This window comes from Motiliproteus coralliicola (assembly GCF_003345655.1).
In the GTDB taxonomy this organism is placed as follows: domain Bacteria; phylum Pseudomonadota; class Gammaproteobacteria; order Pseudomonadales; family Balneatricaceae; genus Motiliproteus; species Motiliproteus coralliicola.
The window spans coordinates 477,555-490,490 of the sequence record NZ_QQOH01000004.1; the positions used below are offsets into that span (position 1 = coordinate 477,555).

The window sequence follows — 12,936 nt, forward strand, 5'->3', positions numbered from 1 at the left end:
CATCAGCGTTAGGAGCCACAACCGATGAGCCGCACCGTTTTCTGTAAGAAATACCAGCAGGAACTCGAAGGACTGGATCGCCCCCCCTACCCGGGAGCCCGCGGCAAGGAGGTGTTCGATAATGTCTCCAAGAAAGCCTGGCAGGAGTGGCTCGAACACCAGACCCGGCTGATCAACGAGAAACACCTGAACATGATGGATGTCCAGTCCCGTAACTACTTGGCCGAGCAGATGGACAAGTTCTTCAGTGGCGAAGAATTCGACCAGGCGGAAGGCTACGTGCCGACCTCCAAGTAATACTCCGCATGCTTTCGAACGGTTAATCAGGGTTGTCGGCACGTCTGGATCTAGGCTTGAAGAAGTACCGCCTGATGGCGGTCATTGTGCTGCTGGCAACCTTCGCTTTGATTCTGTGGCAGGTGGCGAGTCTGACCCGTCAGGTCGAACTCGACAACCTGCGCCGCAGCCTCGATCAAAATCTATCGCGCTATACCCTAAGCCTCCAGAACGAGCTGGAGAAATACCAGAATCTGCCGGCGCTGTTGGCCACCGATCGTAGCTTCAAGAACGTCCTCTACAATTCCGATAACCGGGTGCTGGTAGGGTCTCTGAATCGCTACCTGAGTGAAGTTCGCACCATTACCGGGGCCTCGGATATCTATCTGATGGCACCCAGTGGTCAGACTCTGGCTTCCAGCAACTGGAATACCCCCGCCTCTTTCGTCGGTAAGAATTTCCACTATCGGCCCTATTTCCAGCAAGCCATGGCTGGTGATGAGGGGCGCTATTTTGCCCTCGGTACCACCTCCCGAAAGCGCGGTTACTACTTCTCCCACCCGATTCGCAGTGCCGACGCGGTGGTCGGCGTGGTGGTGGTGAAGATCGACCTGAACGATATCGAAGAGCAGTGGAACGACGAGCTGACCGACCTGCTGGTCACCGATATCGACGATGTGATCTTTATCAGTACCCGGGAGTCCTGGAAGTTTAAAACCCTGCAGCCGCTGTCCGGCTCCGACCTGCGTCGAATCGTCGACAGTCTGCGGTATGTCGATCAACAGCTGGTGTCGCTGCCGATCACCGAGCGTGAGCCCCTGGCCGAGGGGGTTGAGCTGATCACGCTGCTCGAAGACAACCCGGACGCTGGTGATCGGTCGATCGACCGGCTTAGCGGCTCTCGCTATATGCTGATGCGCTTGGCGATGCCCGAAGCCGAGCTGAATGTGGTGGCGTTGGCCCAGTTGAGCCAGGTATCGTCGCGGGTCTGGAATGCGGTGGTGCTGACCGGTGTGATTCTGACGGTGTTGGTGCTGTTGGGGTTGTTTCTGTTGCTGCGCCAGCGGATTCAGTATGAACGACAGCGGTTCAAAGAGCAGGCCAACCGCACCCTGGAGCTAAACGAAGCGCGGGTCCGGGCGGTCATCGATAATACCCAGGCGGGCCTGATTACTCTGGATGCCCAGGGGCGAATCGAGTCGTTCAACCCCACCGCCGAGGCGCTGTTCGGTTACAGTGCCGGCAAGATAGAGCGGCGATATTTCAGCCACCTAATCGCGCAACCAGACCGGGCGGTCTGCTGGCGAATGATCACCGATCCGCAGGAGCTACCGGAGCAGGCCCAGGTGCCGGTGCTGGAGGTGCAGGCGCGTCGCCAGGACGATGCCCTGTTCCCGATCGAACTGACCATCGTGCCGGTGCGCGATCATGGCGAGCGTAAGTTTATCGTCACCATCCATGACCTGACCGAGCGCAAGGAATATGAAGTGTCCCTGCGCGATGCGCGCGATCTGCTGGAGCAGCGGGTACTGGAGCGGACCCAGGCCCTGCAGGGCGCCAACGACCGGCTGCGCAACGAGATCGAACAGCATCAGCACACCCAGGAAGAGCTGATTCAGACCGCCAAGCTGGCGGTGCTGGGGGAACTGTCCGCCGGGATCAACCACGAGCTGAATCAGCCGATGACGGCGATCCGGGCCTATGCCGACAATGCCCGCCAGTTTCTGGAGCTGCAACGTACCGAGCGGGTGGCTGAGAATCTGCAGGAGATCTCCGGGCTGACCGAGCGGATGTCGAAGATTATCGCGCCATTGAAGGTGTTCTCCCGCAAAAGCTCGGGCCAGGCCGAGCCGGTTTCGTTGCTGTCGGTGCGCAAGGGGGCGATGTCGATCCTGTACGGGCGTCTGCATAGCGAGCAGGTGGAGGTCAATTGGCCGGAGTCGCTAGAGGACCTGCTGGTGATGGGCGATATGGTCAAGCTGGAGCAGGTGGTGGTCAACCTGCTCAGTAATGCAGTCCAGGCGATGCAGGGGCAGGAGCACAAGCAGATCGATATCAGCCTGGAGCTGACCGATACCCATCTTTGTCTTGAGTTCCGTGATCAGGGACCGGGAATTGCACCTGCAGAACTGTCCAAGGTGTTTGAGCCCTTCTTTACCACCAAGGCGGCCGGTGAGGGGCTGGGGTTGGGGTTATCGATCTCGCATCGGATCGTCGAAAATCTGGGGGGGCGGCTCAGTGCATCCAACCACCCCGAAGGAGGGGCCTGTTTCCGGCTTTGTCTGCTGCGGGTGGATCGGGCTCGAATTGACTAAGCTATTGATGAACAAACGGATCACGATTTAACCAGGGATGGATCTATATCAACGTTTAAACGCCCGTTTTTTCTCTATACTGCAGCACGCTTGACGATTATCGAAGTGATAATCGGATGCATTAGGGGTGCAGCCCGGGGTCTTGATACTCGGGGTTCTTGGTTGGTACGCAGGGTTTTCACCCGTAATGGCACCAACGTATTCATGGATTCAGAGTACCGATAGTACGAATCGAGCCCAGTCAAGATTCGGGAGAACTCTTATCGATATGTCTATTACAGATCGGCCGACAACAAGCCGCGCTAAGGAAGCGGTGAGTGTTTTCGCCTGGGTTGACCGGCAGCACCAGCTGCTGGCCGAGACCCACGACCTGCTGTTGTTGCGTCCTGATCAAAAAACTATTTCCCGCTGCCGCTACCTGGCCCACCAGATCCAAAAAGGTTGCCGGCAGCAGCCGGTCGGCCTATTAGCCGCGCTGCAGCTGAATCGAAACGCGCAGTTCCAGCACGTCAAAGAGCTCTACTGCGGCGTTCTGGCCGAGCTGATCGGGGTCAAATGCAACTTGGCACCCGCCAGTCGATTATCGATGATCTGTGCCGCGCTGACGCAGGATATCGGCATGCTGGACCTGCAGGATGACCGCCTCGATCGACAGTCCCTGGCATTGACCGAACAGCAGTTGCGGCAAATTAAAAAACACCCGATCGATGGTATCAAGATCCTGGCCCAGGCCGGCGTCGATGATCGAATTTGGCTGACAATCGTCGAGCGACACCATGAACGCCTCGATGGCAAAGGTTATCCTCACCGGCTGGATGAGGAGCAGATCGATATGGGCACCCGGATCATGACCCTGGTGGATAACTTTGTCGCCATGGCTCGCCCCCGGGGGGATCGACCAGCGATGATGCCGCCGAAAATTCTGCAGCAGATCTTCCTGAAGCGGGGTGATCAGATCGACCCGCGTCTGGCCAAGGTGTTGATCGAGCTGCTGGGACTCAAGCCGCCGGGGTGCTGGGTTCAGTTGGCCAATGGCGAAACCGCGGTGGTGGTACGGCCGGGCAGTCACAACGCCTTTCCGGTGGTGGCATCGGTTGTCGGACCGGATGGCGAGCACTACGAGCAGGCGATCGAGCGCGACAGCAGCGAGCGTCGCTTCACGATCGTTGATTGTGTCGCGGCTCCGTTCCACTTCAATCTACGCCAACTGCTGGAACAGCTCTGGCCTCGGCTGGAGATCTAAGCGCCCTCCGGCTGCTTGGCTTACCCCTCCCGATGCCCGCCGGCATTGGGATGGCGGATCGAATTGGGTATCATCTCAGCACCAAGGTTCCGACAATTAAACCGCAATAGCGGGTTTGCCGGTGTCCCGATTCTGTCCGTTCGACCCGAAAGGATCCCTGCCGATGGCCGCCACCATACCCAGTGTTCTTCTGATCGATGATGAAAAGCATATCCGCTCCGCCAGCGGCCAGACGCTGGAACTGGCCGGCTACGAGGTTCAGGCGCTCGACAGTGCTGAAGCGGCGCTGGCGCTGATCGATGACCACTGGAGCGGGGTGATCGTCACCGACATCAATATGCCCGGTATGGATGGGCTGGAGCTGATGGCCAAGGTGCTGGCGATCGATCCGGACCTGCCGGTGATCCTGATTACCGGCCACGGCGATATCTCGATGGCGGTCAATGCGATCCGTGACGGAGCTTACGACTTTATCGAGAAGCCTTTCCCCGCTGACCTGCTGGTCGATGTGGTTAAACGGGCCGCCGAAAAGCGCGCCCTGACGATCGAAAACCGCACCCTGCGTCAGGAGCTTCAGGCCCAGAGTGCACCGGGGCCGCGAATTATCGGCAAGACCCTACCGGTGCAGCAGATGCGCCAGCTGCTGGCCCAGGTGGCCGATACTCCGGCCGATATTCTGATCATGGGCGAAACCGGTACCGGCAAGGACCTGGTGGCGCGCTATATCCATGAGAACAGTTGCCGCAAGGACCGAAACTTTGTCGCCATCAACTGTGGCGGGGTGCCGGAAAACCTGATGGAGAGCGAGCTGTTCGGCCACGAAAAGGGCGCTTTCACCGATGCCAAGAGCCAGCGGATCGGTAAGCTGGAGCACGCCAACGGCGGTACCCTGTTTCTCGATGAGATCGAGAGCATGCCGATGTCGTTGCAGATAAAACTGTTGCGGGTGCTGGAAGAGCGGGCGATCGAGCGGCTCGGGGCCAACGAGCTGATCCCGTTGGACCTGCGCATAGTGGCAGCCTCCAAGGCCGACCTGAAAGAACTCAGTGCCGGTGGTGAGTTCCGCGAAGACCTCTACTACCGCCTCAATGTGGTACGGGTCGATATTCCGTCGCTGCGCGAGCGTCGTGACGATATTCCCCTGCTGTTTCAGCATTTTGCCCTGATCGCCTCGGCCCAGTATCAGCGAGAGGTTCCGGCCCTGAGTCCGGCCCGGGTTCACAGCCTGATGAGCTATGACTGGCCCGGCAATGTGCGCGAGCTGCGAAATCTGGCCGAGCGTTATGTGCTGCTGGGGGAAGGCTGCACCTTTGAGTTTGACCAACTGATCCCACAGCTGGATGCGGCCACCGAGAGCTTGACCCTGCCGGAGAAGGTCGAGCAGTTCGAGAAGATGCTGATCGAGGAAGCGCTGGCGCGACACGACGGTCGGATCAAAGAGACCATGGAGCAGCTGGGTCTGCCGCGAAAGACCCTGTACGACAAGATGCGCAAGTACCGGCTCGATAAGCAGGATTACAAACCCGAATAATTTTCATCTATCTCACCGTCAAGGGGCATTGTGACTCCTGTCGGTGGGGCGCTGTTACCACCTCCAGACCACCCTCTACCCAATACCCTTAGGCTTTGTCGTGTTGAAAGCAATTCACGCTCAGTTAGGGTTGTTCGCCGCCCAGCCTCAGCGGCTTGATCGGTTAACGAGGCCGCAGACCTAAACTGAAGGGTACCAATAACCCAGTGCCGTAGGCAGATCGGGCAGACGTCGGTCTGCTGTTGTTACGGAGAAGCTCGTCGAGGCGGGCTTGGAGGTAGGGCTATGTGCCAACGAGTCACACTGGCCCTCTGTCTGGTTTTGTTAAGCGCAGTGAGCACCGCCCAGACGCGCACTGTGTTGCCCAATCCCGTCGCGATGCCACCGTCATCCCGTGCAGCAGAGGCCCAGATTCCGATAACAACGGTATCTTCGAATCCGCGTTCTTTCGGTTCGTTGATCGAAGCCGCCGAATTCTATTCCGAACTGCCCCAGCGGGGGTGGCAGCCAGTGGCTGGCGGCCCCCTGCTGCGCCAAGGTGAGTCCGGCCCACGGGTGGAGTCGCTGCGCCAGATGCTCAGGCTCTACGGCGATTACCAGCTACCAAGCGACCGCCGGGTGCTGTTGGCGTATTTCGATCCAGATCTGGAGGCCGCCCTGATTCGGTTTCAGCGCCGCCATGGACTCAAGCCCGACGGTATTCTCGGCCCCGACAGTCTCCAGGCGATGAACGTCGCGCCGACGCAACGGGCCTACCAACTGCTGGTGAATCACGAGCGTCAACTGGCGCTGCGCCGGATTGCGCCGTCACGGTACGTGCAGGTCAACGTGCCCGGCTTTCAACTGCGGGTGTTCGATCGTCAACAGCCGGTGATGGAGATGAAGGCGATTGTCGGTCGACGCAGTCGTCAGACCCCTACGCTGCAGAGCGAGATTCGCTCGCTGGTGCTTAACCCGGCTTGGAACGTTCCCAAAAGCATCGCCTACAAGGATATTCTGCCCAAGTGGCGTGATGATCGGGACTATCTGGATCGCCATAACATGAAGATCGTCTCCGGCTGGGGACAGCAGAAAGTCTGGGTCGATCAGCAACAGGCCGATCCGGAGCAGTTGTATCGCGGCCGCGAGTACCTGCGGCTGTATCAACTGCCGGGTGCCAACAACGCCCTGGGTCAGATCAAATTTGATTTCCCTAATCCTTACGCGGTCTATCTGCATGACACCCCGAGTAAGTCGTTGTTTGCCAGTCATCAACGTGCCTTCAGCTCCGGCTGTGTGCGGCTCGAAGACCCGCAGAGACTGGCTACCTATCTGCTGGGAATGCAGCGTTTGAAAAAACCGTTGCACCAGATGCTGGCCGATAGCGGTACCCGCCGAATCCGCTTGAGTCGTCCGGTGGGGCTGTATCTGACCTATTGGACCGCCTGGTTGGATCCGCAGCAGCGTTTGCAGCTACGCGAGGATATCTATCGCCAGGACCCCGCCAAGCCAAGCCTGGGTGAGGCCGATGAGATCGCGATGTTGAACTGAGCTCGATTCGCAACGCTCGGGAATAAAGCGGTGATTGCCGCGTCGTTGTGGGGATCAACGGTAGCGGCAGAGATTAAATGCAGTAATGCAGAGGAAAACGAGGTCTATTCAAACAACAGAGTCATCGCCCCGCGGTTCATTGGTCTGGCCTAGTAAGTGCCACGCCGGCCGCTGGAGCCTTCCGTAGCCGGTTTTATCAATGTTGGAAGGCGAGGGGCAGATAGGGGGGCTTTCTGTCCGATGAAATACAGCAAGGGGGATAGCAGCCGTGGATCGCAAGACGTTTAATCGCAGAAACTTTCTCAAGCTGGCGGGGGGCGTGGTAGCCACCAGTGCCGCATCGCGAAGCTGGGCCAAAGGGCTCGCCAGCCAGCATCCGGAGCGCAGTCTGCAGTTTTATAACCTGCATACCGGCGAGCATATTCAGACTCCCTATTGGATAGAGGGGGAGTACTTGGACGAAGGCCTAACCCAGATCAACAATGTTCTGCGGGATCACCGCAACGGTGAAATCATGGAGATCGACCTGGGGCTGCTGGAGATGTTGCACGATCTGCAGCTCAAAATGGACTCCAAGCAGCCCTTTCATGTGATCTCCGGTTACCGCTCGCCGCAGACCAATGCGATGTTACGGCAGAACAGCTCCGGCGTGGCCAAGAAGAGTCTGCATATGCAGGGGATGGCGATCGATATACGGCTGCCGGACATCCATCTCCCCGACCTGAAAGTGGGGGCGTTGTCGCTCAAACGAGGCGGTGTGGGCTACTACCCGCGCAGTGATTTCGTCCATCTGGACGTGGGGCGGGTGCGTACCTGGAATGGCTAGAGGGTGTATCTCTCTGCCTACGTGTAAGAAAAATACAGCCATTTCATCGATTTAGACTTTGGTCTAAGGGTTGATGGGTGGGATTCCACCCTTTTACCCCCGTATGGGGGTGGCGGAAATCCACCCAAAAAAACGGTGATTTTTTCTCATCTCTGAGTTGAGCCCCGCTTAATTGAAGGAGGTCTTTTCTAACTCTCTGTTTTATCAGTCTTTCAGTGATGCTGGCACGCTATCTGCTGTGTTGTCACCCAGAGTCGCGCTCGATGACGCAATTTTGAGCACGACCATAAAGACAACAATCTGAATAACGATAAACGAGGAAAAGCATATGCGTCTTCTTTCAGCAGCAGTAGCCACTCTCGCTCTGACCGTCGGTGCCCAGGCCGCCATGGCCGCTCCGGTAGAGATCAAGTTCTCCCACGTGGTCGCCGAGAACACTCCGAAGGGTCAGATGGCTAACAAGTTCCGTGATCTGGTTGAGGAGCGTCTGGCCGGTAAGGTCGAGGTCAAGGTTTTCCCGAGCTCCCAGCTGTTCGGTGACAACAAGGTTCTGGAAGCGATGCTGCTGGGTGATGTCCAGATGGCGGCTCCTTCTCTGTCTAAATTCCAGAAATACACCAAGTCTCTGCAGATCTTCGATCTGCCGTTCCTGTTCAAGGACATGGAAGCGGTAGAGCGTTTCCAGCAGGGTCCTGCTGGTCAGAAGCTGCTGGGCTCGCTGAGCAAGAAGGGCCTGGTAGGCCTGGGCTACCTGCACAATGGTATGAAGCAACTGTCCGCCAACAACCCACTGAAAACGCCGGCTGATGCCAACGGCCGTAAGTTCCGGATCATGACTTCCGACGTCCTGCAGGCGCAGTTCGAAGCAGTTGAAGCAGTACCGCTGAAGAAGCCGTTCTCTGAAGTATTCACCCTGCTGCAGACCAAAGCGATCGACGGTCAGGAAAACACCTGGTCCAACATCTACTCGAAGAAGTTCTTCGAAGTTCAGCCTTATATCACCGAGTCTAACCACGGTGTTCTGGACTACCTGGTGGTAACTTCCGCCGAGTTCTGGATGGGCCTGGATGATGATCTGCGTACCGAGATCAAGAAGGCGCTGGACGAAGCGATCAAGCACGGCAACATGGTTGCTGCTGAGAAAGCTAGCACCGACAAGCAGGCGATTGCCGATTCCGGTCGCTCTGAGATCCTGACCCTGACCGACGCCGAGCGTCAGCAGTGGGTCGAGGCGATGAAGCCGGTTTGGAAGAAGTTTGAAGGCGAGATCGGTGCTGACCTGATCGAAGCCGCCGTTGCTTCCAACAAGTAAGCGTACCACCGAGGATCAACCGCGCTGCGGTTGATCCTTTCCAAGCGAGGCAGCCGCCTCGCTTCGTTCCGACAACCTGTTTTACCGGAGACTCCTGGTGCGGTGATCTAACCGCTGCCATTAGCAAGGGGTGCCCGGTGAGACAGCTTCGGACTGTAGATCCTTCACTGCTGATGTCACAGAGGTTTCAGGGGCATGCTAGGTAAACTAATTAATCGACTGGAAGAAAGCTTTCTTTGCCTTCTGCTGGTTGCGATGACACTGCTGGTGTTCGCTGAGGTGGTCGCCCGCTTCGGTTTCAACGCCGGTATCCACTGGGCCCAGGAGGTGACGCTGTTGCTGTCCGCCTGGTTCGTTCTGTTCGGCGCTTCTTACGGGGTTAAGGTCGGCAGCCATATTGGCGTCGACGTGTTCGTCAAGATGCTGCCCCGCAATGTTCACCGCGGCGTCACCATGCTGGCGCTTGCGCTCTGTCTGTTCTATTGCTGCCTGTTCCTGTACGGCTCCTGGATCTACCTCAGCAAGATGAAGATGATCGGTATCGAGTTGGAAGACCTGCCGGTCGAGAAGTGGATTCCGATGTCGGTGCTGGTGATCGGGTTTGTGCTGCTGATCGTGCGCTTCCTGAACCTGTTCTGGAAGGTGATCACCCATAAGGCCGACGGCTTCCATCTGGCCGATGAGGCCGAAGAGAGTATGCATATCGCCGAAGAGTTGAAAGCGATGAACGAACAGGAGGAGACCAAGTAATGGCCACCGCAACGCTATTTATCATCCTGTTCCTGTGCATGTTCATGGGAATGCCGATCGCCATCGCGCTCGGTCTGTCCAGTGTCAGCACGATTCTGATCTTCTCCAACGACTCGCTGGCGTCGATCGCGCTGAAGCTGTTTGAAGCGACTTCGGAGCACTACACGCTGCTGGCGATTCCGTTCTTTATCCTGTCGTCCGCGTTCCTGTCCACTGGTGGTGTGGCCAAGCGCTTGATCGATTTTGCGATCGACAGCGTCGGCCATATCAAGGGCGGCTTGGCGATGGCCTCGATCATGGCCTGTATGCTGTTCGCGGCGGTATCCGGTTCCTCCCCGGCGACCGTAGCAGCCATCGGTACCATCGTTATTGCCGGTATGGTGCGTGCTGGTTACCCCGAGAGCCTGGCGGCCGGGGTCATCACCACCTCCGGCACCCTGGGTATCCTGATTCCGCCGTCGATCGTGATGCTGGTTTACGCCGCCGCGACCGAAGTGTCGGCCTCACGGATGTTCATGGCCGGTTTCATTCCTGGCCTGATGATGGGCTTCCTGCTGATGGTGGTGATCTACATTGTTGCCCGGATCAAGGGGCTGCCGTCACAGCCGTTCCCCGGCTTTGCCCAGCTGGCCAAGTCCGGCGCCATCGCCATGGGCGGGCTGATGCTGATCGTGATCGTGCTGGGCTCGATCTACGGTGGTATCGCCAGTCCGACCGAAGCGGCTTCGGCAGCGGCCGTGTACGCCTTCCTGGTAGCGGTGGTCGGTTACCGTGATATGGGACCGATCAAAGGGGTGCCCTGGCGTAAAGAGGGTGAAGGAATCGGCGCGGCGACGGGCCGGAATATCGCCCAGATCGCCTACGCGATTCCGAAGAGTATCTTCGACAAAGAGGTCAACAAGGTCGTTCTTGATGCCGCCAAGGTCTCGATGATGCTGCTGTTCATCATCGCCAACGCGATGCTGTTCGCCCACGTGTTGACCACCGAACGGATTCCGCACTCGGTTGCCGAAACCATTCTGGAGTGGGGCCTGCCGGCCTGGGGCTTCCTGATCGTGGTCAACATCCTGCTGCTGATCGCCGGTAACTTCATGGAACCGACCGCGATCCTGCTGATCATGGCGCCGATCCTGTTCCCGATCGCGGTACAGCTGGGCATCGATCCGATCCACCTGGGTATCATCATGGTGGTCAACATGGAGATCGGTATGCTGACGCCGCCGGTGGGGCTTAACCTGTTCGTGACGGCGGGGATAACCGGCAACAACATGCTCTGGGTGATCAAGGCGGTACTGCCGTGGATGCTGCTGTTGCTGTTCTTCCTGCTGCTGATCACCTATATCCCGCAGATTTCGCTGTTCTTACCGGAGTATATCGATCACCTGAAGGGCTATTGATCAATCCATTCTGGAAAGGGTGGGGTGGCGACTGACATGCTCGCCGCCTCCGTTAGCGAGACCCGCATTCATTGAATGCGGGTTTTTTTGTTTCTGATCAATACCTAGAGGCGCTTACACGGATAGAGGGATAGGCTTGGTCTAAGCTGCAAAGATTAGCCTTCACTGATATCTGGAGTTGCCTCTATGTTATTGGATTACTTCGCCCTTTTTCTGGTGTTCTTCGTTGCGGTGTTTGTTTTCTACGCCGTGATCGCGATCCACGATATTCCCTACGAAATCGCTTGCCACCGGAACCATCCCCATCAGGATGCGATCCATATCGCCGGATGGGTCAGCCTGTTTACCCTGCATGTGCTCTGGCCGTTCCTGTGGATCTGGGCGACCCTGTACCGAGCGGATCGGGGCTGGGGCATGGCGGTGGCCGGGAGCGATAACGGACAAGCGGATGAACCCGATGGCGGCGCTGAATCCTCCGTAGCTGAGCCTGCCGATAACGCCCAGTTGGCGCAGCAGCTGTTGCAGCTTCAGGCGCGGATCGAGCAGCTGGAGCAGCAGCTTGAAACCCGCTCTCAACAACCGGCACAGGAGGGCTGAGCATGGACCTGCTACTGATTCTGCTCTATGCCGGTTTCTGCGTGCTGGTGTTCAAAATTTTCCGGATCCCGCTGACCAAGTGGACGGTACCGACGGCGATTCTCGGCGGCATCGTGCTGATCGGCGCGATGCTGTTGCTGATGAACTATAACCACCCCTACGGCAAGTACGCCAAAGAGGCGTTTGTGACCGTTCCGATTATTCCGGCGGTCAGCGGCATCGTCGTATCGGTGGATGCCGAGCCCAATCGCCTGCTCAAACAGGGTGAGCTGCTGTTCAGTATCGATCCGAAACCGTTCGAGCTGGAGGTCGCGCGCTTAGAGGCCGAGCTGGTCGAAGCCGAGCAGCAGGTCGGGCAAACCGAAGCCTCACTAAGGACGGCCGAAGCGCGGGTGGCCAAGGCCAAGGCGGAACGAGATCGAGCCGCCAAGACGTTCCAGCGTTATAGCAAGGGCAACAAGAAGGGTGCCGGACGAGTGTTTTCCGAACAGGAAGTGGAAAATCGGCGGCAGTTTTATTTGGCCGCCGAAGCCTCGCTGGAAGCGGCACAATCGGAGCAGACCCGAGCGCAGCTGGCGTTCGAATCCAATATCGATGGCGTCAATACCCGGGAGGCCCAGCTGCAGGCGCAATTGGAGGCGGCCCGCTATGATCTGTCCCGTACCCAGATCAGGGCTCCCAACGACGGCTACGTGACCCAGGTGACCCTGCGCCCGGGCATGATGGCGTCCAAGTTGCCGCTGCGACCCTCGATGGTATTCGTGCCCAAACAGCGGCGCCAGATCAGCGCCAGTTTCTGGCAGAACTCGATCCTACGGTTGGAGCCGGGCGCTGAGGCGGAGGTGATCCTGGATGCAGCCCCGGGCAAGGTGTTTCGCGGTCGATTGGTTTCGCTGCTGCCGGCGATGAATGAGGGCGAGCTCCAATCCGGAGGCACCCTGATTTCTGCCAATCGGATCGCCACCCATGGACGGGCGATCGGCATCATCGAGCTGGAAGATGACCTGGATAGCTACGGTCTGCCGCTGGGGGTACAGGGCAAGGCCGCCGTCTATACCGACCATTTCCACCATGTGGCGGTGATGCGCAAGGTGCTGCTGCGGATGCTGGGCTGGATCAACTACGCGTTCCCGATCAAATAGACCACGGGCAGGGGGCG

At 58.1% G+C, this 12,936-nt stretch carries 11 protein-coding genes; all 11 read left to right on the plus strand.

From position 1 onward, the window contains the following. Positions 1–24: 24 nt before the first annotated feature. The 11 genes from DV711_RS16150 (at position 25) to DV711_RS16200 (ending at position 12,919) form a co-directional block, all read left to right on the plus strand. On the plus strand, positions 25–297 hold the full coding sequence (locus DV711_RS16150; RefSeq protein WP_114696743.1) for an oxidative damage protection protein: 273 nt from the start codon (positions 25–27) through the stop codon (positions 295–297). A gap of 32 nt (positions 298–329) precedes the next feature. Continuing rightward, positions 330–2,591, plus strand: a complete 2,262-nt coding sequence (locus DV711_RS16155; protein WP_243633854.1) for an ATP-binding protein — start codon at positions 330–332, stop codon at positions 2,589–2,591. 268 nt (positions 2,592–2,859) lie between these two features. Beyond that, the gene (locus tag DV711_RS16160) at positions 2,860–3,834 is read left to right on the plus strand and encodes an HD-GYP domain-containing protein (RefSeq protein ID WP_165840140.1); all 975 of its coding nucleotides are present in this window, start codon (positions 2,860–2,862) and stop codon (positions 3,832–3,834) included. Between the two features lie 163 nt (positions 3,835–3,997). Beyond that, positions 3,998–5,365, plus strand: a complete 1,368-nt coding sequence (locus DV711_RS16165; RefSeq protein ID WP_114696745.1) for a sigma-54-dependent transcriptional regulator — start codon at positions 3,998–4,000, stop codon at positions 5,363–5,365. Between the two features lie 285 nt (positions 5,366–5,650). Then, complete coding sequence (locus DV711_RS16170) at positions 5,651–6,895, plus strand: L,D-transpeptidase family protein (RefSeq protein WP_114696746.1); 1,245 nt, start codon at positions 5,651–5,653, stop codon at positions 6,893–6,895. Between the two features lie 268 nt (positions 6,896–7,163). Beyond that, positions 7,164–7,721 carry a peptidoglycan L,D-endopeptidase MepK gene (gene mepK, locus DV711_RS16175; protein ID WP_243633855.1) on the plus strand — a complete coding sequence of 186 codons (558 nt, stop codon included), beginning with the start codon at positions 7,164–7,166 and terminating at the stop codon, positions 7,719–7,721. A 328-nt stretch (positions 7,722–8,049) separates the two neighbouring features. After that, positions 8,050–9,033: a TRAP transporter substrate-binding protein gene (locus tag DV711_RS16180; RefSeq protein ID WP_114696748.1), complete on the plus strand. Its 984-nt coding sequence runs from the start codon at positions 8,050–8,052 to the stop codon at positions 9,031–9,033. A 195-nt stretch (positions 9,034–9,228) separates the two neighbouring features. Next, a complete protein-coding gene (locus DV711_RS16185; RefSeq protein WP_114696749.1) occupies positions 9,229–9,783 on the plus strand; it encodes a TRAP transporter small permease in 555 nt (184 codons plus the stop codon). After that, on the plus strand, positions 9,783–11,180 hold the full coding sequence (locus tag DV711_RS16190; protein ID WP_114696750.1) for a TRAP transporter large permease: 1,398 nt from the start codon (positions 9,783–9,785) through the stop codon (positions 11,178–11,180). Before DV711_RS16185 ends, DV711_RS16190 begins: the two co-directional genes overlap by 1 nt. A gap of 186 nt (positions 11,181–11,366) precedes the next feature. After that, positions 11,367–11,777, plus strand: a complete 411-nt coding sequence (locus DV711_RS19740) for a DUF3302 domain-containing protein (RefSeq protein ID WP_114696751.1) — start codon at positions 11,367–11,369, stop codon at positions 11,775–11,777. A gap of 2 nt (positions 11,778–11,779) precedes the next feature. Next, complete coding sequence (locus DV711_RS16200) at positions 11,780–12,919, plus strand: HlyD family secretion protein (protein ID WP_114696752.1); 1,140 nt, start codon at positions 11,780–11,782, stop codon at positions 12,917–12,919. Positions 12,920–12,936: the final 17 nt, after the last annotated feature.

Excerpts from the sequence above, each read along its gene's own strand:
- DV711_RS16150 (WP_114696743.1), top strand. The coding sequence starts at position 25 with ATGAGCCGCACCGTTTTCTGTAAGAAATACCAGCAGGAACTCGAAGGA.
- DV711_RS16160 (WP_165840140.1), top strand. The coding sequence starts at position 2,860 with ATGTCTATTACAGATCGGCCGACAACAAGCCGCGCTAAGGAAGCGGTG.
- DV711_RS16165 (WP_114696745.1), top strand. The coding sequence starts at position 3,998 with ATGGCCGCCACCATACCCAGTGTTCTTCTGATCGATGATGAAAAGCAT.
- DV711_RS16170 (WP_114696746.1), top strand. The coding sequence starts at position 5,651 with ATGTGCCAACGAGTCACACTGGCCCTCTGTCTGGTTTTGTTAAGCGCA.
- DV711_RS16180 (WP_114696748.1), top strand. The coding sequence starts at position 8,050 with ATGCGTCTTCTTTCAGCAGCAGTAGCCACTCTCGCTCTGACCGTCGGT.
- DV711_RS16185 (WP_114696749.1), top strand. The coding sequence starts at position 9,229 with ATGCTAGGTAAACTAATTAATCGACTGGAAGAAAGCTTTCTTTGCCTT.
- DV711_RS16190 (WP_114696750.1), top strand. The coding sequence starts at position 9,783 with ATGGCCACCGCAACGCTATTTATCATCCTGTTCCTGTGCATGTTCATG.
- DV711_RS19740 (WP_114696751.1), top strand. The coding sequence starts at position 11,367 with ATGTTATTGGATTACTTCGCCCTTTTTCTGGTGTTCTTCGTTGCGGTG.
- DV711_RS16200 (WP_114696752.1), top strand. The coding sequence starts at position 11,780 with ATGGACCTGCTACTGATTCTGCTCTATGCCGGTTTCTGCGTGCTGGTG.